18 protein-coding genes and 1 pseudogene are annotated in these 17,607 nt (G+C 71.5%); 16 read left to right on the top strand and 3 right to left on the bottom strand.

The window, feature by feature from the left end:
- The first annotated feature begins 7 nt into the window (after nt 1-7).
- From CR470_RS04440 to CR470_RS04400, 10 genes are all read left to right on the top strand, one after another.
- Nucleotides 8-718 carry an alpha/beta fold hydrolase gene (locus tag CR470_RS04440; RefSeq protein WP_097866264.1) on the top strand — a complete coding sequence of 237 codons (711 nt, stop codon included), beginning with the start codon at nt 8-10 and terminating at the stop codon, nt 716-718.
- Nucleotides 715-930, top strand: coding sequence for a hypothetical protein (locus tag CR470_RS04435; protein WP_097866263.1), 216 nt, complete (start codon nt 715-717; stop codon nt 928-930). Before CR470_RS04440 ends, CR470_RS04435 begins: the two co-directional genes overlap by 4 nt.
- A gap of 97 nt (nt 931-1,027) precedes the next feature.
- On the top strand, nt 1,028-1,567 hold the full coding sequence (locus tag CR470_RS04430) for a DUF6630 family protein (protein WP_097866262.1): 540 nt from the start codon (nt 1,028-1,030) through the stop codon (nt 1,565-1,567).
- Nucleotides 1,568-1,741: 174 nt separating this feature from the next.
- On the top strand, nt 1,742-1,903 hold the full coding sequence (locus CR470_RS39370) for a hypothetical protein (RefSeq protein WP_018956403.1): 162 nt from the start codon (nt 1,742-1,744) through the stop codon (nt 1,901-1,903).
- A 701-nt stretch (nt 1,904-2,604) separates the two neighbouring features.
- On the top strand, nt 2,605-3,957 hold the full coding sequence (locus CR470_RS04425; protein WP_097866261.1) for an ABC transporter substrate-binding protein: 1,353 nt from the start codon (nt 2,605-2,607) through the stop codon (nt 3,955-3,957).
- 7 nt (nt 3,958-3,964) lie between these two features.
- Nucleotides 3,965-4,933, top strand: coding sequence for a carbohydrate ABC transporter permease (locus CR470_RS04420; RefSeq protein ID WP_097866260.1), 969 nt, complete (start codon nt 3,965-3,967; stop codon nt 4,931-4,933).
- Nucleotides 4,934-4,950: 17 nt separating this feature from the next.
- Nucleotides 4,951-5,904 (top strand): carbohydrate ABC transporter permease, encoded by a 954-nt coding sequence (locus tag CR470_RS04415; protein ID WP_179892137.1) that lies wholly within the window; start codon nt 4,951-4,953, stop codon nt 5,902-5,904.
- A 162-nt stretch (nt 5,905-6,066) separates the two neighbouring features.
- Nucleotides 6,067-7,668: a glycoside hydrolase family 13 protein gene (locus tag CR470_RS04410; RefSeq protein ID WP_097866259.1), complete on the top strand. Its 1,602-nt coding sequence runs from the start codon at nt 6,067-6,069 to the stop codon at nt 7,666-7,668.
- A gap of 140 nt (nt 7,669-7,808) precedes the next feature.
- Complete coding sequence (locus CR470_RS04405) at nt 7,809-8,474, top strand: lysophospholipid acyltransferase family protein (protein WP_097866258.1); 666 nt, start codon at nt 7,809-7,811, stop codon at nt 8,472-8,474.
- Between the two features lie 395 nt (nt 8,475-8,869).
- Entirely contained in the window at nt 8,870-9,667 is a 798-nt protein-coding gene (locus CR470_RS04400; protein WP_097866257.1) for a VOC family protein, read from the top strand.
- Nucleotides 9,668-9,691: 24 nt separating this feature from the next.
- Here CR470_RS04400 and CR470_RS04395 read toward each other — a convergent pair whose 3' ends face one another.
- The gene (locus CR470_RS04395; protein ID WP_097866256.1) at nt 9,692-10,552 is read right to left on the bottom strand and encodes an endo alpha-1,4 polygalactosaminidase; all 861 of its coding nucleotides are present in this window, start codon (nt 10,550-10,552) and stop codon (nt 9,692-9,694) included.
- Nucleotides 10,553-10,663: 111 nt separating this feature from the next.
- Nucleotides 10,664-11,584 (bottom strand): LysR family transcriptional regulator ArgP, encoded by a 921-nt coding sequence (locus CR470_RS04390; RefSeq protein WP_097866301.1) that lies wholly within the window; start codon nt 11,582-11,584, stop codon nt 10,664-10,666.
- Between the two features lie 67 nt (nt 11,585-11,651).
- Here CR470_RS04390 and CR470_RS04385 point away from each other — a divergent pair, with 67 nt between their 5' ends.
- The 5 genes from CR470_RS04385 to CR470_RS04370 all read left to right on the top strand — a co-directional run bounded on the left by CR470_RS04385 (nt 11,652) and on the right by CR470_RS04370 (nt 15,467).
- Nucleotides 11,652-12,263 (top strand): LysE/ArgO family amino acid transporter, encoded by a 612-nt coding sequence (locus tag CR470_RS04385; protein ID WP_097866255.1) that lies wholly within the window; start codon nt 11,652-11,654, stop codon nt 12,261-12,263.
- Between the two features lie 125 nt (nt 12,264-12,388).
- Nucleotides 12,389-12,700 carry a hypothetical protein gene (locus tag CR470_RS38635; RefSeq protein ID WP_143663765.1) on the top strand — a complete coding sequence of 104 codons (312 nt, stop codon included), beginning with the start codon at nt 12,389-12,391 and terminating at the stop codon, nt 12,698-12,700.
- Nucleotides 12,701-12,773: 73 nt separating this feature from the next.
- Nucleotides 12,774-13,718: a 2-oxo-3-(phosphooxy)propyl 3-oxoalkanoate synthase gene (gene afsA / locus CR470_RS04380; RefSeq protein ID WP_097866254.1), complete on the top strand. Its 945-nt coding sequence runs from the start codon at nt 12,774-12,776 to the stop codon at nt 13,716-13,718.
- Nucleotides 13,719-13,730: 12 nt separating this feature from the next.
- Nucleotides 13,731-14,579 carry an NmrA family NAD(P)-binding protein gene (locus CR470_RS04375; protein WP_097866253.1) on the top strand — a complete coding sequence of 283 codons (849 nt, stop codon included), beginning with the start codon at nt 13,731-13,733 and terminating at the stop codon, nt 14,577-14,579.
- 264 nt (nt 14,580-14,843) lie between these two features.
- Nucleotides 14,844-15,467, top strand: coding sequence for a class I SAM-dependent methyltransferase (locus tag CR470_RS04370; protein WP_257138414.1), 624 nt, complete (start codon nt 14,844-14,846; stop codon nt 15,465-15,467).
- Here CR470_RS04370 and CR470_RS04365 read toward each other — a convergent pair.
- Nucleotides 15,374-16,274 (bottom strand): annotated as a pseudogene (locus tag CR470_RS04365) (helix-turn-helix domain-containing protein); the annotation flags it as partial. The gene CR470_RS04370 and the pseudogene CR470_RS04365 overlap by 94 nt on opposite strands.
- Before the next feature lie 162 nt (nt 16,275-16,436).
- Here CR470_RS04365 and CR470_RS04360 point away from each other — a divergent pair.
- A complete protein-coding gene (locus tag CR470_RS04360; protein WP_097866252.1) occupies nt 16,437-17,477 on the top strand; it encodes an NAD(P)-dependent alcohol dehydrogenase in 1,041 nt (346 codons plus the stop codon).
- The last annotated feature ends 130 nt before the right edge of the window (nt 17,478-17,607 follow it).

Raw genomic sequence — 17,607 nt, 5'->3', positions numbered from 1 at the left:
TGCTGGCATGACGCAATTCGTACTGGTGGCAGGGGCCTGGCTCGGCTCGTGGGCGTGGCACGACGTGGAGCCCGGCCTGCGCGCGGCCGGTCACGGGGTCCACCCGCTGACCCTGTCGGGCCTGGCCGACAAGAGGGAAGCGGCGGCGGGGCAGCAGACGCACGTCCAGGACGTCGTCGACGAGGTCGAGCGCCTCGGCCTGCGCGACGTGGTGCTGGTCGGCCACAGCTACGCGGGCATTCCGGTCGGGCAGGCCGCCGAGCGGATCGGCGACCGGCTCGCCCGCGTCGTGTTCGTCGACTCCAACGTCCCGGCCGACGGCGAGTCCTTCGTCTCCGGCTGGCCGGACGGCCGGGCCGGCGTCGAGGCCGCCATCGCCGCCAACGGGGGCTTCTGGCCGCCGCCGGCCGCCTCCGACTGCGCGGACCAGGGCCTCACCGAGGAACAGCTCGCCCGGTTCCTCGGCGGCTCGACGCCCCACCCCGGCGCCACCCTCACCGATCCCGCCGCCCTGACCCGTCCCCTGGGCCTGCTGCCCGCGACGTACGTCAAGTGCCTGCTCGACCAGCCCGAGCCGAGCCCCGAGGTGGCCGAGCTGCTGACGGGCGAGCGGTGGCGGCTGGTCACGATGGACACCGGTCACTGGCCGATGTTCTCGCAGCCGCGCGAGCTCGCCCGGATCCTGCTGGACGCCGCGGGAACGGACGCCGGACGATGACGGCCTCAGCCCGCCGGGAGCGGCGCTCCCCGGACGAAGCGGCCACGGAGCATCCGGAGATCACCTACATCGGGTGCGCGCGCTGCGGCACCCTGATCGCGGGCCTCGACGGGCGGTACGCCTGTTCGGGCTGCGGCTGGGTCAACGAGTGGACCGAGGGCCACCGACCCCTGCCCGAGGCCCGGGGACGGCGCTCGGCGGGCCCGACCTAGAGCTGCCCGGTCCCGCGCCCGGGCTCCCGGCTTTCGGCCCGCCCCCTTTCTCGGACCCGACCGGACCCGCCCCCCCTTCCTCGGAGGAGAGCACGCCATGCCCGACCCGCACGACGCCGACGCGATCCGCACGGCCCTGGCCGAGATCGCCTCACTGCTCGCCCCGGCGCACCCCGCCGTGGCCGAAGAGGTGCTGCGCGCCCATGACAGCCCGCACGACTACGTGAGCGCCTTCGGGGGCCGCCTGGCGGAGCGGGGCATCGACGAGCCGGTGGACAACCTCGCCTGGATCGCGCTCATCGACGCGCTGGACGCACGGGGGCTCCTCGCGGAGTTCGACTGGAAGGAGGACGCGCGGGAGATCCGGGTACGGCTGCAGAAGCTCGAATCGAGGCCCTCCGTGGATCCCTGGGTGCTCTTCGAGCCCGAGGAGACGCTCCTGCCGACCGAGCAGTTCCTGCACGTCTGCGGCCGCCGCTACCGGGAGATCGGTGCGGCGCTGGCCGTCCTCGACATCGAGTCCGACTGCTGTCCGGTGGTGGGCCTGCGGGCGGCCCGTGCCGACGAGCTGACCGCACTCGCCGGCCGTGCGGGCTTTCCCGTGCAGCACCTCGGCACGGGCCGACGCGGGCGGTGACGGAGCAGCCGCCCCGCGCCCTCCGGGGCGGGGCGGGGCGCTGTTTCAGCAGATGCGGCGGGGTCCGCGCGCCGGAATGGAATCGCGACCGCTGCCGCCCAGCACGTACACTCGCCCCCGCCTCCGCCGACCGGCAGGGGCTTCTCACACACCAGACCGACGGGGAAGAACCGTATGAGTTCCGCAGACAGCACCGAAGCACCGATCTACGCCGGCCTCGTGGAGGAGCACGGCGATGTACCCGCCGAAGTACGCAGGGTGGCCGAGGAGGTCCTGCGCGAGGCCGACCGCGCCATCGACTTCGGCACGGTGCGGACGGCCGCCGCGGCCCGCTAGGGGCCCGCGGGCCGGAACCCCGGTCCCGGCCGCCTCGGGGCGGTCATGTTCATCACGGGACGATAAACGTCCTGCAACTATTGCCATATTCTTGCGTTCGTGACGCGACGGTTTGCTGAAGCCGTCGTCAGGGGAGCGGGCGAGGCCGCGGCAGGCCGGGCGTCCGACATCGCGCCCGATGCCGCCGCGGCTCCCCGGCCACCCACCGCGATCGCCCGGGCGGCCGTGCTTCGGTGAGCGGTCCACGCAGCCGCGTGGAGAGCGCTCCCAGCCGGCCGGCCGGGCCTCCGCCCTTCCGGGCGGGTTGCCGCGTGTTTCCCGCGGTGATACCCGCCGCCGGTGCCCGCCCTCGCGGGCGTCGCGCGCCCGCGAAACACCCCCCCCCCGGCGCCTGTGACGGTCTCGGCTTCCCGCCCCGCGGACCCTGCCGACTCGGCCGCTCCCGCGTGCGCGGCTGCCCGGCGGTGACGGGCCCGTTCGCGGTGTCCTCGCAGCCTTCTGGTGGCATCTCGTACGGGTCACGGCCCCATGGTTCCCCATGGTTCCGTCAGCCGTCGCGATCCATGGAGAGCGGAACCTGTCAAAGATTTACGAAATGAACGTGAGATCTTGCGGACATTCGTCGGCGGTGGTTGAGTGTGGCTCGCCGCACAGCTCGGGGCTGTGGGCTTCCCGCACTCCTGCCCAAGAGGGGTCCACCGATGAGAAGTTCTGTTCTTCGTCGTACCTGCGTCACCGCCGTCGCCACGGCCCTGACCATCACCGGCCTGGCGGCCTGCGGCGCCGAGGGCGACAGCTCCGCGGACGGCAAGACGCGCATCACGGTCAACTGCCGGCCCCAGCCGAGTGCGAAGATCGACCACCAGCGGTTCGACGAGGACGTCAAGACGTTCGAGAAGCAGAACCCCGACATCGACGTCACCGCGCACGACGCCTTCCCGTGCCAGGACCCCAAGACCTTCGACGCGAAGCTGGCCGGCGGCCAGATGGAAGACGTCTTCTACACGTACTTCACCGACACCGAGCGCGTCGTCTCCATCAACCAGGCCGCGGACATCACCGCGTACGTCAAGGACCTGAAGGCGTACAAGGACATAGCCCAGCCCCTGCGCGACGCCTACACCGTCGACGGCAAGATCTACGGCATCCCGCGCACCAACTACTCCATGGGCCTGCTCTACAGCAAGCCGCTCTTCGTCAAGGCCGGTCTCGACCCGGACAAGCCGCCGGCCACCTGGGAAGAGGTCCGGGCCGCGGCCAAGAAGATCGCCGCGCTCGGCGACGGCACCGTCGGCTTCGCCGAGTACAGCGCCCAGAACCAGGGCGGCTGGCACTTCACCGCCTCGATCTACTCCCAGGGCGGCACGGTCGTCAGCGCGGACGGCAAGAAGGCCACGGTCGACACTCCCGAGGGCAAGGCCGTCCTGCAGAACCTCAAGGACATGCGCTGGCGCGACAACTCCATGGGCGCCAAGCAACTGCTCATCATCAACGACACCCTCCAGATGATGGGCTCCGGCAAGCTCGGCATGTACCTGGCCGCTCCCGACAACGTCCCGCGCATCGTCAAGGAGGCCGGCGGAGCGTACGAGGACCTCGCCTTCGCCCCGATGCCCGGCGGCAAGGGCACCCTCATGGGCGGCGACGGCTACATGTTCAACAAGAAGGCCACCCCGGAGCAGATCAAGGCCGGTCTCAAGTGGCTGGAGTGGACCTTCCTCACTCCGGGCCAGGGGTTCATGAACAACTACGCCCGTGCCGCCGAGGACAAGTCCCCGGTCGGCCTGCCCGAGCCGCGCCTGTTCACCGGCGCCACCGACGCCAAGGATCAGGAGCTGAAAAAGGCGTCCGCCAACGTCCCGGTCGCCAACTACCAGGCCTTCATCGACGGTGGCCAGCAGCTCGACATGAAGCTGGAGCCCAAGCACGGCCAGCAGATCTACACGGTCCTCGACGGCGCCGTCTCGGCGGTCCTGACGAAGAAGGACGCGGACATCGACGCCCTGCTGAAGGACGCCCAGTCCAAGATCGACGGAATCTTGGCCCGGGGCTGAGAGGGCCATGAAGACCACGTCCCAGCCCGCGGCGCGCGTGAAGCCGCGGTCCGCCGGCACGACGCCTCCCCCGGGGGACGTGCGCCCGGCGGGCCGCGGACCCCTCGGCCCGCTGCGCAGGAAGATCGCCGACCAGGCCACCGCCTACGGCTTCCTGATCGGCGGCCTGCTCTGCTTCATCCTGTTCTCCTGGTACCCGGCCGTCCGGTCGGTGATCATCGCGTTCCAGAAGTACACCCCCGGGTCCGACCCCGAATGGGTCGGCACCGCGAACTTCACCCGCGTCTTCCAGGACGCGGAGTTCGCCGCCGCCTGGCGCAACACCCTCACCTTCACCGTGCTCGCCCTGGTCATCGGGTTCGCCGTCCCGTTCCTCATGGCACTCGTCCTCAACGAACTGCGGCACGCCAAGGCCTTCTTCCGGGTCGTCGTCTACCTCCCCGTGATGATCCCTCCGGTGGTCAGCGCCCTGCTGTGGAAGTGGTTCTACGATCCGGGCGCGGGCCTCGCCAACGAGGTGCTCGGCTCCCTCCACCTGCCGACGTCGAACTGGACCAACGGCGCCGACACCGCGCTCGTCTCGCTCGTGATCGTCGCCACCTGGGCCAACATGGGCGGCACCGTCCTCATCTACCTCGCCGCCCTCCAGGGCATACCCGGCGAACTGTACGAGGCCGCCGAGCTGGACGGTGCGTCCGTCTGGCAGCGCGTCCGGCACGTCACGATCCCGCAGACCCGCTTCATCATCCTCATGCTGATGCTCCTCCAGGTCATCGCGACGATGCAGGTGTTCACCGAACCCTTCGTCATCACCGGCGGCGGCCCGGAGAACTCCACCGTCACCGTGCTCTACCTGATCTACAAGTACGCCTTCCTCTACAACGACTTCGGCGGCGCGTCCGCCCTCAGCGTGATGCTCCTGCTGGTGCTCAGCGCCTTCTCCGCCCTGTATCTGCGACTCACCCGCACCGACTGACAGGAGCGTCGCCCGCCATGACACAGACAGCTCCGCCCCCCGTACGGAAACCGCCCACCGTCCGCGCCAGGAAGTCCGGCGACGCCCCGGCCGAGCGGTCGTCACGTACCGTCATCTCGCCGCTGGCACTCGCCGGACGCCGCGGCAAGGCCGCCTACTGGTCGGTGTTCACCCTCGTCGTCCTGCTCTTCGCGTTCGCGTTCCTCTTCCCCGTCTACTGGATGGTCACGGGCGCGATGAAACCGCCCGAGGAAGTGGTGCGCACCCCGCCCACCCTCGTCCCCGAGCAGTGGCGGGCGAGCGGCTACACCGACGCCTGGGACCTGATGCGGCTGCCGACCCACCTGTGGAACACGGTCGTCCAGGCGACCGGCGCCTGGGTGCTGCAGATCGTCTTCTGCACGGCCGCCGCCTACGCCCTGTCCAAACTCAAGCCGGCCTTCGGCAACATCATCCTCGGCGGCATCCTCGCCACCCTCATGGTCCCGGTGCAGGCACTCGTCGTACCCAAGTACCTCACGATCGCGGACATGCCGCTGATCCACGTCAACCTGCTGAACGACCCGCTGGCCATCTGGCTGCCGGCCGTCGCGAACGCCTTCAACCTCTACCTGCTCAAACGGTTCTTCGACCAGATCCCGCGCGATGTCCTGGAAGCCGCCGAGATCGACGGGGCGGGCAAGCTCCGCACCCTGTGGTCCATCGTCCTGCCCCTGTCGAGACCCGTCCTCGGCGTCGTGTCGATCTTCGCGCTGGTCGCCGTGTGGCAGGACTTCCTCTGGCCGCTGATGGTCTTCTCCGACACCGACAAGCAACCGATCAGCGTGGCACTGGTGCAGCTCTCGCAGAACGTCCCGCTGACCGTGCTGATCGGGGCCATGGTCATCGCGAGCATCCCGATGGTCCTGATGTTCCTGGTCTTCCAGCGGCACATCATCGCCGGAATCAGCGCCGGCAGCACAAAAGGCTGACCGCGCCGGGCGGCACCACCTGTGCCGCCCATCCCGGACCCGCCGCCGTCCCCGGCCTTCCCGCCCCGCTCCGGGGCGGCGGCGTCAGAACCTCCCGTCCTCTGTTGCGCGGACCGGCCCACCCCGCCGGCGACCGCGCCCCGCCCGAAAGGAACCCGCCTCATGGAAGGCAGCCAGCTTGCCGCCGCCGACTGGTGGCGCTCGGCCGTCATTTACCAGGTCTACGTCCGCAGCTTCGCCGACGGCGACGGCGACGGCACCGGCGACCTGACGGGCGTGCGGTCCCGGCTGCCCTACCTGGCCGAACTCGGCGTCGACGCGCTGTGGTTCACCCCCTGGTATCTGTCCCCGATGGCGGACGGCGGGTACGACGTCGCCGATTACCGGGCCATCGACCCCTCCTTCGGCGACCTCGCGGAAGCCGAGAAACTCATCGCCGAAGCCCGCGAGGCGGGGATCCGGACCATCATCGACATCGTTCCCAACCACGTCTCCGACCAGCACGTCTGGTTCCGGGCCGCCCTGGCGGCGGGCCCCGGCAGCGCGGAGCGCGAACTCTTCCACTTCCGGCCCGGCCGCGGCGAACACGGCGAACTGCCTCCCAACGACTGGGAGAGCGAGTTCGGCGGAGTCCCCTGGACCCGGGTCGAGGACGGTGAGTGGTATCTGCACCTCTTCGCCACCGAGCAGCCCGACCTCAACTGGGCGCACCCGGTCGTACGCCAGGAGCACGAGGACGTCCTGCGTTTCTGGTTCGAACGCGGCGTCGCCGGGGTGCGCATCGACTCCGCCGCCCTGGTCGCCAAGGACCCGGCGCTCCCGGACCTCGACGGGCACCAGGGGCCCCACCCGTACATCGACCGGGACGAGCTGCACGAGATCTACCGGGGCTGGCGGGCCATCGCCGACGCGTTCGGCGGCATCTTCGTCGGTGAGGTGTGGCTGCCCGACTCGGAGCGCTTCGCCCGCTACCTCCGCCCCGACGAACTGCACACCGCCTTCAACTTCACCTTCCTCACCTGCCCCTGGGACGGCCGTCTTCTCCGGCGCGCCATCGACGAGACACTCGCCGAACACGCCCCGGTCGGAGCCCCCGCCACCTGGGTCCTCTGCAACCACGACGTCACCCGCACCGTCACCCGCTACGGCCGCGAGGACACCGGCTTCGCCTTCACGGCCAAAGCGTTCGGCGTCCCCAGCGACCTGGAACTGGGCACCCGGCGTGCCCGCGCCGCCGCCCTCCTCTCGCTCGCCCTGCCCGGCTCCGTCTACCTCTACCAGGGCGAGGAACTGGGCCTGCCCGAGGCCGACGTACCGCCAAACCGCATCCAGGACCCCATGTACTTCCGCTCCCAGGGCCGGGCCCCCGGCCGCGACGGCTGCCGCACCCCGCTGCCCTGGGCGGCCGGCGAACCGTTCGCCGGCTTCGGCTCCACCGTCGAACCCTGGCTCCCGCTCCCCGCCGACTGGCCGGCCCGCGCGGCCGACCTCCAGGCACAGAACCCCCACTCCATGCTGGCCCTCTACCGCGAGGCCCTGCGGCTGCGGCGCACCCTGACCGCGCTGCACACCGAACCGCTGCGCTGGTTGAGCGAAGAGCCCGGCCTCCTGATGTTCGCCCGCGGCGAGGGCCTGGTCTGCGCCGTCAACCTCGCCGGGAGCTCCGCCGGGCTCCCCGCCCACACCGAGGTCCTGCTCACCAGCGGCCCCCTGGACGCCGAGGGCCGGCTGCCCCGGGACACGGCGGTGTGGCTGGCCCTCTGAACCGGCACGGCGCACCGCCCAGGGGAGTCCCGGCAGCCCGGGAGCGTCCCGACGCTGGGGTGATCGACCGGGGGGCCTGAGACCCCGCACCCGCCCCGCCGTCACCAGGACGGCCTCGCCCGCCGAACCCCGGGAGAACCGTGCTCAGCCGCGTCGCCGCCGCCATCGTCCCCTCGCTCGGACGACTCACGGTCACGTCCGACCACGCCGCGGCTCCGGCCGCCGGCAGCATCATCGTCGCCAACCACACCTCCCTGGCCGACCCGGGCATCGTCCTCGCCGCACTGCTGCGCCTCGGCGTCGAACCCGTCGTCATGGCCACCGCGGGCCTGTGGCGCATACCGGTACTCGGCCGTCTCCTGGAGCGTGGCGGGCACGTGCCCGTGCACCGGAACACCGACCGGGCCGCGGGCGCCCTCGACACGGCGGCCGGCGCACTCAGGGACGGCCGTCATCTGCTCATCTACGGCGAAGGACGGCTGCCCTGCCGCACGGACGCGGCGGAGGCCCCGCCGGAAGGCTTCCGCAGCGGCCTGGCCCGTCTCGCGCACGCGTCCGGCGCGCCCGTCGTGCCGCTCGGCCAGGCGGGAGCCCGCCGTGTGACCTCGGGTTCGTGCGTCAAGCAGATCTCCGGGATCCTCACCGCTCCGGCCCGCCGCCCCCGGCTCCACGTCCACGTCGGCGCCCCGCTGCAGCTCCCGCCGGAGGTCCGGGCGGCGACCGCCACGGCCCGCGAAGCCGTCACCGCCGCCTGGCGCACCGCCGCGCACCAGCTCGGCGAACCCGCGGCGCTCGCCGGACGCTGAACGGGCGACGAAACCCTCGGAACGGCTACCCGGCCTCCCGCGCCACCTGTTCCCAGGCGCTGCCGGTGCTCCTCCCACCGGACGCGGTCGCCCGGCGACAGCGCTGCGGGTCGGCCCTCGGCTGCGAGGCGGTCGACCGGGCATCCTGTCACCGGCCACTGACGTGCGGGGTCCCGTCCGGGACAGCCGGAGCCGTGCGCTCCGCACCGTTCCGGGACGCGGCCCGGGTGGCGGCGGCAACCCCGGCGGCGTAGGTATGGAGGCGTGCCGCTCCGGAGGACGTGCGACGCCACGGAGCGCACCGGCCTGCGACGGCCGGTGACCAACAGGCCCACCCGCCGGACCGACGTCCACGTCCGGCGGCTCGCCACCCGGGGACGAGGAGACGGAACCCGATGACCGCGGCAGAGCAGAGCACCCCGGTGCACGGGGTTCCGTGCTGGGTCAGTCTCATGACCCGGGACCTGAGGGCCACCAAGGACTTCTACGGGACCGTTCTCGGGTGGACCTTCCGCTCCGGCACCCTCGGCGAGGGCTTCACCGTCGCCCACGCCGACGCCCTGCCGGTCGCCGGGATCGGGCAGATCGCCCCCGGCCTGCCCACGGAAGTCTCCTGGACACCGTATTTCGCCGTCTACGACGTCGACGCCACAGCGGCCCGGGTCCGTGAACGGGGTGGCACCATCGCCGTCGGCCCGATCCGGGTGGGCCCCGGACGGGGAGCGGTGGCCGCCGACCGGGAAGGCGCCGGATTCGGCTTCTGGGAAGGCAGGACCCCGCCCTGGTCGTTCGGCCGCGACAACCCTCCCGCCTCCATCGAACTGCGGACCAGCCACGCCTTCGACTGCGCGATCTTCTATGCCGAGGTGTTCGGCTGGGCCTCCGAGGTACCCGGCGGCTGCGAGGTCGGCTACGCGTACCAGCAGGACACGGTCGTCGTACGGCAGGGCGGCCGCACCGTGGCCACCCTGCGCGGAGGCGGCGACGCGTCCTCCCCCGACCCCCGGCTGCGCCCGCGCTGGCACGTCCGTTTCCCGGTCGCGGACCTGGAAGCGGCCACCGAGGCGGCCCGCGCGGCGGGCGGTACGGCGGGACCGCCGGTGGACTCGCCCGCCGACGGGACCGAAGCGGTGATCAGGGACCCCGACGGCGGCATCTTCACCGTCTGCGCCCACCCGCCGGACGCCCCCTGAGCCACCATCCTCCGAAAGGGCCGTTCAGCAGGTGCGGAACACGTGACCCGGCTGTCCGGCCGGCCGGACGTCGAGGTCCCGGCGCACCACCGAGACCGTCGCCCCCACGGACGAACACGCCTTCGCGAAGTCGCCGTCGGTGTACTCGACGACGTACACCCTGTCGCCGTACGCGGAGGCGTAGTCGGCGCACTCGTCGTACCGGCCGCACTCCTCGGCGACGGCGAAGTCGAACCCGATCCTCCCCCGCTGCTCCAGCAGATCGGTGGTGTTCTTCTGGCCGATCGCCAGCCCGGCGGCGTGCGCCCGGTCGGCCAGGAGCTTCGCGAACGCCGCGTTGTGCTCCCGGGTCAGCAAACCTTCGGAGCGCTCGAAGGAATCCAGATTGTCCGGCTCCACCGCCTGGAAACCGGACTTCGCGCAGCCGTCGATCCAGCCCCCGACGATATCCGCCAGCCGGGCGCGCTTGTCCGCGGTCGAGGTGTCGAGCAGCGCCTCGCCCCAGTCCTCGTCGTTGACCAGCCGGCCGTCGCCGTCGCGCAGCAGCAGATCGGGGTTGTTCTTCTCCCACCGGTCCAGCGCGTCGGGCTGGGTCTGGAAGGCGTTGACGTAGCAGACGTTGTACAGGCCCTCGGCCGGCTCGTCGCCACGGTCGCGGGAGACCGCCCCGACCCCGGCGGGCGGGGAGTACCCGCCGCCGATCTGGTAGTCGAAGGTCACGTTCGCCTCGGGCGGCACGACCTCGGGCGCGGCATCGGCCGTGGAGCCCGAGGCGAACGTGTTGGACAGGAGCAGTCCCGCTGCCGTCGCGGTCGCGACGCCGACGGCCAGACCGGCGAGGGTGCTCCCACGGCGGAGGAACGGACGGACGGCGTGCTCGGACATACGTGACTCCCGTGCGTGGACTTCGGAACCTGCCCCCCCATCATGGACGGCCGATCATGAGCGAATCGTGCGTGCCCGCCCGGCACCGCCCGTGACCGGGCGGTGCGGCGGTCAGTCCGGCCAGTCGCTGTCGAGTGCCTCGGCCGCCTCCGCCGCCACCGCCTCGGCGACGGCCGCCAGGGCCGGTGATTCCAGCTTCCACTGCTGCCAGTACAGCGGGACGTCGACGGTGTGGTCCGGGGTGAGCCGCACGAGCCGGCCGCCGCTCAGCAACGGCTCCGCCTGGACCTCGGGCACCATGCCCCAGCCCATGCCCGACGCCACGGCGTTCGCGAACCCCTCCGAGGTGGGGACCAGGTGGCGCCGGGGGCTCGGCCGGGGGCCGGGGCCGAGCCGTCGCACGAAGGCGTCCTGAAGGTCGTCGCGCCGGTCGAAGCCGATCACCGGGGCGTCGCCGATCAGTTCGCGCAGCGCGGTGCCCTCCCGCCGCCCCAGCCACCGGTCGGCGAAACCGGGGCTGGCCACCGGCAGATACCGCATCCGGCCCAGCGGGCGTACCGAGCAGCCCGTGACCGCCTCCGGCGACGAGGTCACCGCTGCCATCGCGAGCCCCTCCCGCAGCAGGGCGGCCGTATGGTCCTGGTCCTCCCGGCGCAGCTCGTAACAGAGCCCCAGCTCCTCCGGCACGCGCCGCAGAGCGGGCAGGAACCAGGTCGCCAGGGAATCGGAGTTCACCGCGATCGGCAGAAGCGTCGGTTCGCCCGGCCCGGACATCCCGAGCGCCACCTGCGCGTCCTGCTCCAGCCTGGCCAGCTGGCGGGCGAAGCGCACCACCACCTCACCGGACTCGGTGGGCCGCACCGGCTTCGTGCGCATCAGCAGCACGCGGCCCGTGCGCTGCTCCAGCGCCTTCACCCGCTGGCTGACCGCCGACGGCGTCAGCCGCAGGGCGTTCGCCGCGGAGTCGAAGGTGCCTTCGTCGACCACGGCCAGCAGGGTCCGCACCTGGTCGAGAGGAAGCTCGGACATCATGAACACTAATGATACGTAAGAATCATTAGCTGGACACCAAGTTACCCCGCTCCGTACCGTCGCCCGCATGACGAACGCCCTGACCACCGCGGCCGCCGGATTCGGCACCGGCCTCTCGCTCATCGTCGCCATCGGAGCCCAGAACGCCCTGGTGCTGCGCCAGGGCGTCCGCCGCGACGGCGTGCTCGCGGTGGTCGGAATCTGCGCCCTGTCCGACGCGGTGCTCATCGCACTGGGGGTCGCGGGGGTCGGCGCCCTCGTCGTGGCCTGGCCTTCGGCGCTGACGGTGGTGGGGCTGCTCGGCGGCGTGTTCCTGATCGGCTACGGTCTGCTCGCCGCACGCCGGGTCCTGCGCCCGTCGGCCCTGCACGCGGGGGACGCCCCGGCCGCCTCGCGCGGGAGGGTGGTGCTGACCTGCCTGGCGATGACGTGGCTCAACCCGCACGTGTACCTCGACACCGTGTTCCTGCTCGGGTCCGTCGCCGCCGACCGAGGACCGTTGCGCTGGACCTTCGGCCTCGGCGCGATCCTCGCCAGCGTGTGCTGGTTCGCCGCGCTCGGGTTCGGCGCCCGGCTGCTGAGCGGAGTCCTCGCGCGACCCTCCGCGTGGCGGGTGCTGGACGGTCTGGTCGCCGTGATGATGATCGGGCTCGGCGCGAAGCTGGCGCTGAACGCCTGAACGCCTGAACGCCTGAACGCCTGAACGCCACGAGGGCGAGCGTTCGGGCCTCCGCCAGTGCCCAGGGGTCTCCCTGGGCACTCGACACGTCCAGGGTCGAGGGCGCACACCCGGCGTACCATGCCATGATCGCCATCTTTCGACAGGATCGTGCCATGGGAAGCGTGCAACGGGCCGTCGTTCTCGCCCTGGACGGGGTGCATCCCTTCGAGCTCGGCATCCCGGGCCAGGCGCCGATGGGCGCACGGAAAAGGGGAGCGGCGAGCACATTTCGCGAAGTCGGCGCTCTGGCGAATTCCGGCGAACGTCGCGGCCAGGCCGACGCGTTTCCCGGATGGCCGCGCCGCTGTCATCCGGAATCCCGGGCGGGACCCGGTATTCCGGGCGGGGCGGTGTGGGGGATCCGGCCCGCCCGTAAAGGGAAAATGACCGAGTAGTCTCTATCTTATTATTCTACCGGTATAAGCATCGCAGGAACGGCTCGCCACTACATGACCCCTGGGGGGAGTTATGCCCGAAGCAGCAGTTTTGATCGATTCGGTGCCGACCATGGATGCGGAGGCCGAGGTGGTGCATCCCGTGGGGATCGACATGGTGCACCGGACCAGGCCGGAGGACGCCTTTCCGCGCAACTGGGTACGCCTGGAGCACGACCGGTTCTCGGTGGGGGCGGTTCTTCCGCACGACCATCCGTTCTTCGCTCCGGTGGGTGACGACCGGCACGACCCGTTGCTGGTCGCGGAGGCGATGCGGCAGGCGGCCATGCTCGCCTTCCACGCCGGGTACGGGATCCCGCTCGGCTATCAGTTCCTGATGACGGGACTGGACTACGTCTGTCATCAGGAGCACCTGGCCGTCGGGGGCGCACCCACCGAGATCGACGTGGAGGTGTTCTGCTCCGACCTGAAGTGGCGGGGCGGGCTCCCGGCGCAGGGGAGTGTCGGCTGGGCGGTGCACCGGGACGGTCAGCTCGCCGCGACGGGAAGGGGAGAGACCCGTTTCAGCACTCCCAAGGCGTACAGGCGGATGCGCGGCGACGCCCCGGCCGAGGGGATATCCATACCGGAGACCGTGCCGGTCCCGGCGGTCCGGGCGGGCCGTGCCCGCGTCGAGGACGTGGTGCTCTCGGAGACCGGGCGGGACGGAGTCTGGGAACTGCGTGTGGACACCCGGCATCCCACCCTGTTCCAGCGACCCAATGACCATGTCCCGGGCATGTTGCTGCTGGAGGCGGCCCGCCAGGCGGCGTGCCTCGCGGCCGGGCCCGCGGGAGTCGTTCCGGCCGAGGCGCGCACCCGGTTCCACCGGTACTCCGAGTTCGGCAGTCCGTGCTGGATCGGGGCGGTGGTCCTGCCGGGGACGGCCGAGGATACGGTGACGGTACAGGTGACAGGCCATCAGGACGGCGAAACGGTGTTCTCCACCGTCCTGTCCGGCCCGCGGGCCCACGGCTGAGAGGTTTCCCGAGTGATTCTCGTGACGGGTGCGACCGGAGCGGTGGGCCGTGAGGTCGCCGGACAGTTGGCGGCGGCCGGCCCCGTGCGGGTTCTCGCGCGCCGCCCCGAGCGGCTCACGGTACGGGGGGGAGGGGTCGAGATCGTCGAGGGGGAGTACGGGGACCGCGCCGCTCTCGACCGGGCCCTGCGGGGCGTCGCCTCGGTGTTCCTGGTGACGAACAGCCCCACGGAGCCCGACGACGAGAGGGTCGCCGTGGCGGCGGCCGCGGCGGGCGTACGCCACCTGGTCAAGCTGTCCATGATGGCGGTGGAGGAGCCGGACGCCGACGACTTCATCACCCGGCGTCAGCGGGAGAACGAACAGGCGGTGAGGGAGTCGGGGGTCCCGTGGACGTTCGTGCGCCCCAGGACGTTCATGTCCAACACCCTTTCCTGGGCCCCCGGCATCCGGTCGGCGGGAGTGGTGCGCGCCCTGTACGGTGACGCTCCGGTCGCGTGCGTCGACCCGCGCGACGTCGCCGCGGCGGCCGTCGCCGTCCTCACCGGTACGGGGCACGAGGGCAGGGCGTACGCCGTGTCGGGCCCGGAGGCGATCACCGCGCGGGAGCAGACGGCCCAGCTCTCCCGGGTGCTGGGGCGGCCCTTGCGCTTCGAGGAACTGGGCCTGGACGCCGCGCGTACGGCTTTGCTGGCGAAGTATCCGCCGCCCGTCACGGAGGCCTTCCTGCAGAGCGCGGAGCGGCAGCGGGCGGGAGCGAAGGCAGCCGTGGTGCCCACGATCCAGGAACTGACGGACCGCCCGGCGAGGCCGTACCGCGTCTGGTCGGCCGAGCACGCGGAGGCGTTCGCGCCGGAATGAGGCCGCTTCGCGGGGCGAGTGGAGGCCCCGCACACTCGCGGACCGCGGATGGGCGCGACGACTCGCGTATTTCCTTTCCGGTCCGTTATGGCGGCTCACGGGAGATGCTCGGCCGGAAAGTGCTCGCGCTTCTCTGCCGTAATTCTTCCGTTCTCCGAAAAGAAACCGGAAAGTTGGTTCGACAACTCCCGGTATCGGCGTACACAGGGCCCGGCTCCGGGTTCGCGCGCTGCTCCGGCGACAGCACCCGGTACCTTCTGCCGCATGGCTGACGAGATCTTCGTACATCCCCGGCTGGCTGCTCTCTACGACCCACTCGAACCAGACCGGGGCGACCTGGCCCCGTACGTCCGCCTCGCCGAGGAGTTCGGGGCGCGGCGCGTGCTGGACATCGGCTGCGGTACGGGCGTGTTCGCTCTGCTGCTGGCGGACCGTGGGATCGAGGTCGTCGGGGTCGACCCCGCTCGGGCCTCGCTCGACGTGGCGCGCGCCAAGCCGGGCGGCGACCGGGTCCGCTGGATCCGCGGTGACGCCGCGGCCCTTCCGCCGTTGCGGGTCGACCTGGTCACCATGACGGCCAACGTCGCGCAGGAGATCGTCGCACCGGACGACTGGCAGGCGACCCTGCGCGGCGCCCACGAGGCGCTGCGGCCCGGCGGGCATCTGGTCTTCGAGACCCGGGATCCGGCCCGGCGCGCCTGGGAGGCGTGGAACCGGGAGCGTTCCCACCGCGTCACCACCATCCCCCGGCAGGGAGCTCGTCCTCATCGCTCGTCGGCCGGACCTCGGCCCGCCTCGCTGACAGCGCCGGCCCGGCCCGCGTCCGCTCCCCAGCTCGCCAGCAGTCGCAGGGCCTGGGACGACTCCGATCCCGGCTCCGCGTGGTAGGTCACCAGATGCTGCTCCTCGTCGTCGGGAAGGTTCAGCGTCTCGTACGACAGGGTCAGCTCCCCGACGAGCGGATGCCGCAGCACCTTGCTGCCGTGGCCCTTCTCCTTGACGTTGTGCGTGGCCCACAGCCGCCGGAACTCGTCGCTCTTGACCGAGAGTTCGCCCACCAGCGCCGACAGCTCCGGATCGTCGGGGTGGCAGCCCGCGTACAGCCGCAGATAGCTGACCATGTCCGAGGCCTTGGAGTCCCAGTTCACGAACAGGTCCCGGTAGTCGGGGGAGAGGAACACCAGCCGTGCCCAGTTGCGCTCGCCCGGCGGCAGCGCGCCCCAGTCGCCGAACACCGCCGCCGCCATCGGGTTCCAGGCGAGGACGTCGGAGCGTGCCCCGGTCACGTACGCGGGGATGCCGTCCATGCTGTCGAGCAGGTACAGCAGGCCCTTGCGCACGCGCTGCACCCGGGCCGGGCGGCGCTTCTTCCCGTGCCGCGCGGGCTTGGCCAGGTGCGTCAGATGGGCGCTCTCGGCGTCCGTGAGCCGCAGGGCCCGAGCGATCGCGTCGAGGACCTCGGCCGACACGTTGCGCCCGTTTCCCTGCTCCAGGCGCGTGTAGTACGCCACGGAGACCCCGGCCAGCTGCGCCAGCTCCTCCCGGCGCAGACCGGGCACCCGGCGGTGCCGGCCGAACTCCGGAAGTCCCACGTCGCCCGGCTGGAGCCTGGTCCCTCCGGGTGCGCAGGAACTCGCTGAGCTCGGCGCGCCCGTCCAGCGGCTCGGGGGCGGCGGCCTCTGGTCGATCGTCCATGGTTTCCATTATTCCTGTGATTCCTGGTCGTACGTGCCGGAGCCTGTCCCCGTCAGTAGTAGGACCGCTGGACGTAGGCAAAGCGGTGACCTGGGTAAACATCCGTCGCGGCGTGATGCTGGGAGACGTTCCTACCGCATCACCCAGAGGAGAACCTCCGGCATGACCACCGTTGCCGTCTACGCCGCTCCCCGTGCCAAGGCTCCGCTGGAGCGCACCACGATCGAACGCCGCCCGGTGGGCGAGTTCGACGTCCTGATCGACATCAAGTTCGCCGGGATCTGCCACTCCGACATCCACCAGGCCCGCGACGGCTGGGGCGAGGGCATCTTCCCGATGGTGCCCGGCCACGAGATCGCCGGGATCGTCGCCGAGACCGGCCCCGGGGTCACCCGGTTCAAGGTCGGCGACCGCGTCGGCGTCGGCTGCATGGTCGACTCCTGCGGAACGTGCGACGCGTGCCTGATGGGCCGCGAGCAGCACTGTGCCGAGGGGAACACCCAGACGTACAACGCTCTCGACCGCGCCGGCGAGCCCACGTACGGCGGCTACTCGACGCACATCGTGGTGGCCGAGACGTTCGCCCTCTCCATCCCCGAGGGCATCGCCCTGGACGAGGCCGCGCCGCTCCTGTGCGCGGGCATCACCACGTACTCCCCGCTCAAGCGCTGGGGCGCGGGCCCCGGCAAGAAGGTCGCCGTCGTGGGTCTCGGCGGTCTCGGCCACATGGCCGTCAAGATCGCGCACGCCCTCGGCGCCGAGGTCACGGTCCTCTCCCAGTCGCTGCGGAAGAAGGACGACGGGCTCAAGCTGGGCGCCGACCACTACTACGCGACCAGCGATCCGCGGACCTTCGAGGAGCTGGCCGGCACGTTCGACGTCATCCTCTCCACGGTCTCGGCGCCGCTGGACCTCGGCGCCTACCTCGCTCTGCTGCGCACCGACGGCACGCTGGTCAACGTGGGCGCCCCCGAGGAGCCGATCTCGCTGAACCTCTTCTCCCTGATCCTGGGCAACAAGTCGATCGCGGGTTCGGCGATCGGCGGGATCAAGGAGACCCAGGAGATGCTGGACTTCTGCGCCGTGCACGGGCTCGGCGCAGAGATCGAGGTGATCGGCGCGGGCCAGGTCAACGAGGCGTACGAGCGGGTTCTCGCCAGCGACGTCCGCTACCGCTTCGTGATCGACACGGCGACGATCTGAGGAGCGGGGCCGACAGGCGCCCCCCACGCGCATGTCCCGTCCCGAACCACCACCCGCCGGCCTGCTCCCGGCGGCGTAGGGCCCGAGTCGCGCAGCAGCGCGCCGCCGGCGCTGCTGCGCGGCCTCGGGC

The sequence above is a fragment of the Streptomyces sp. rh34 genome (assembly GCF_002551245.1).
GTDB lineage: Bacteria > Actinomycetota > Actinomycetes > Streptomycetales > Streptomycetaceae > Streptomyces.
This window is presented reverse-complemented; position numbering and strand designations above follow the sequence as displayed.

Bases quoted from the DNA above. Each gene is read 5' to 3' on its own strand.
- CR470_RS04440 (WP_097866264.1), top strand. From the start codon at position 8: ATGACGCAATTCGTACTGGTGGCAGGGGCCTGGCTCGGCTCGTGGGCG.
- CR470_RS04435 (WP_097866263.1), top strand. From the start codon at position 715: ATGACGGCCTCAGCCCGCCGGGAGCGGCGCTCCCCGGACGAAGCGGCC.
- CR470_RS04430 (WP_097866262.1), top strand. From the start codon at position 1,028: ATGCCCGACCCGCACGACGCCGACGCGATCCGCACGGCCCTGGCCGAG.
- CR470_RS39370 (WP_018956403.1), top strand. From the start codon at position 1,742: ATGAGTTCCGCAGACAGCACCGAAGCACCGATCTACGCCGGCCTCGTG.
- CR470_RS04425 (WP_097866261.1), top strand. From the start codon at position 2,605: ATGAGAAGTTCTGTTCTTCGTCGTACCTGCGTCACCGCCGTCGCCACG.
- CR470_RS04420 (WP_097866260.1), top strand. From the start codon at position 3,965: ATGAAGACCACGTCCCAGCCCGCGGCGCGCGTGAAGCCGCGGTCCGCC.
- CR470_RS04415 (WP_179892137.1), top strand. From the start codon at position 4,951: ATGACACAGACAGCTCCGCCCCCCGTACGGAAACCGCCCACCGTCCGC.
- CR470_RS04410 (WP_097866259.1), top strand. From the start codon at position 6,067: ATGGAAGGCAGCCAGCTTGCCGCCGCCGACTGGTGGCGCTCGGCCGTC.
- CR470_RS04400 (WP_097866257.1), top strand. From the start codon at position 8,870: ATGACCGCGGCAGAGCAGAGCACCCCGGTGCACGGGGTTCCGTGCTGG.
- CR470_RS04395 (WP_097866256.1), bottom strand. From the start codon at position 10,552: ATGTCCGAGCACGCCGTCCGTCCGTTCCTCCGCCGTGGGAGCACCCTC.
- CR470_RS04390 (WP_097866301.1), bottom strand. From the start codon at position 11,584: ATGATGTCCGAGCTTCCTCTCGACCAGGTGCGGACCCTGCTGGCCGTG.
- CR470_RS04385 (WP_097866255.1), top strand. From the start codon at position 11,652: ATGACGAACGCCCTGACCACCGCGGCCGCCGGATTCGGCACCGGCCTC.
- CR470_RS38635 (WP_143663765.1), top strand. From the start codon at position 12,389: ATGATCGCCATCTTTCGACAGGATCGTGCCATGGGAAGCGTGCAACGG.
- afsA (WP_097866254.1), top strand. From the start codon at position 12,774: ATGCCCGAAGCAGCAGTTTTGATCGATTCGGTGCCGACCATGGATGCG.
- CR470_RS04370 (WP_257138414.1), top strand. From the start codon at position 14,844: ATGGCTGACGAGATCTTCGTACATCCCCGGCTGGCTGCTCTCTACGAC.
- CR470_RS04360 (WP_097866252.1), top strand. From the start codon at position 16,437: ATGACCACCGTTGCCGTCTACGCCGCTCCCCGTGCCAAGGCTCCGCTG.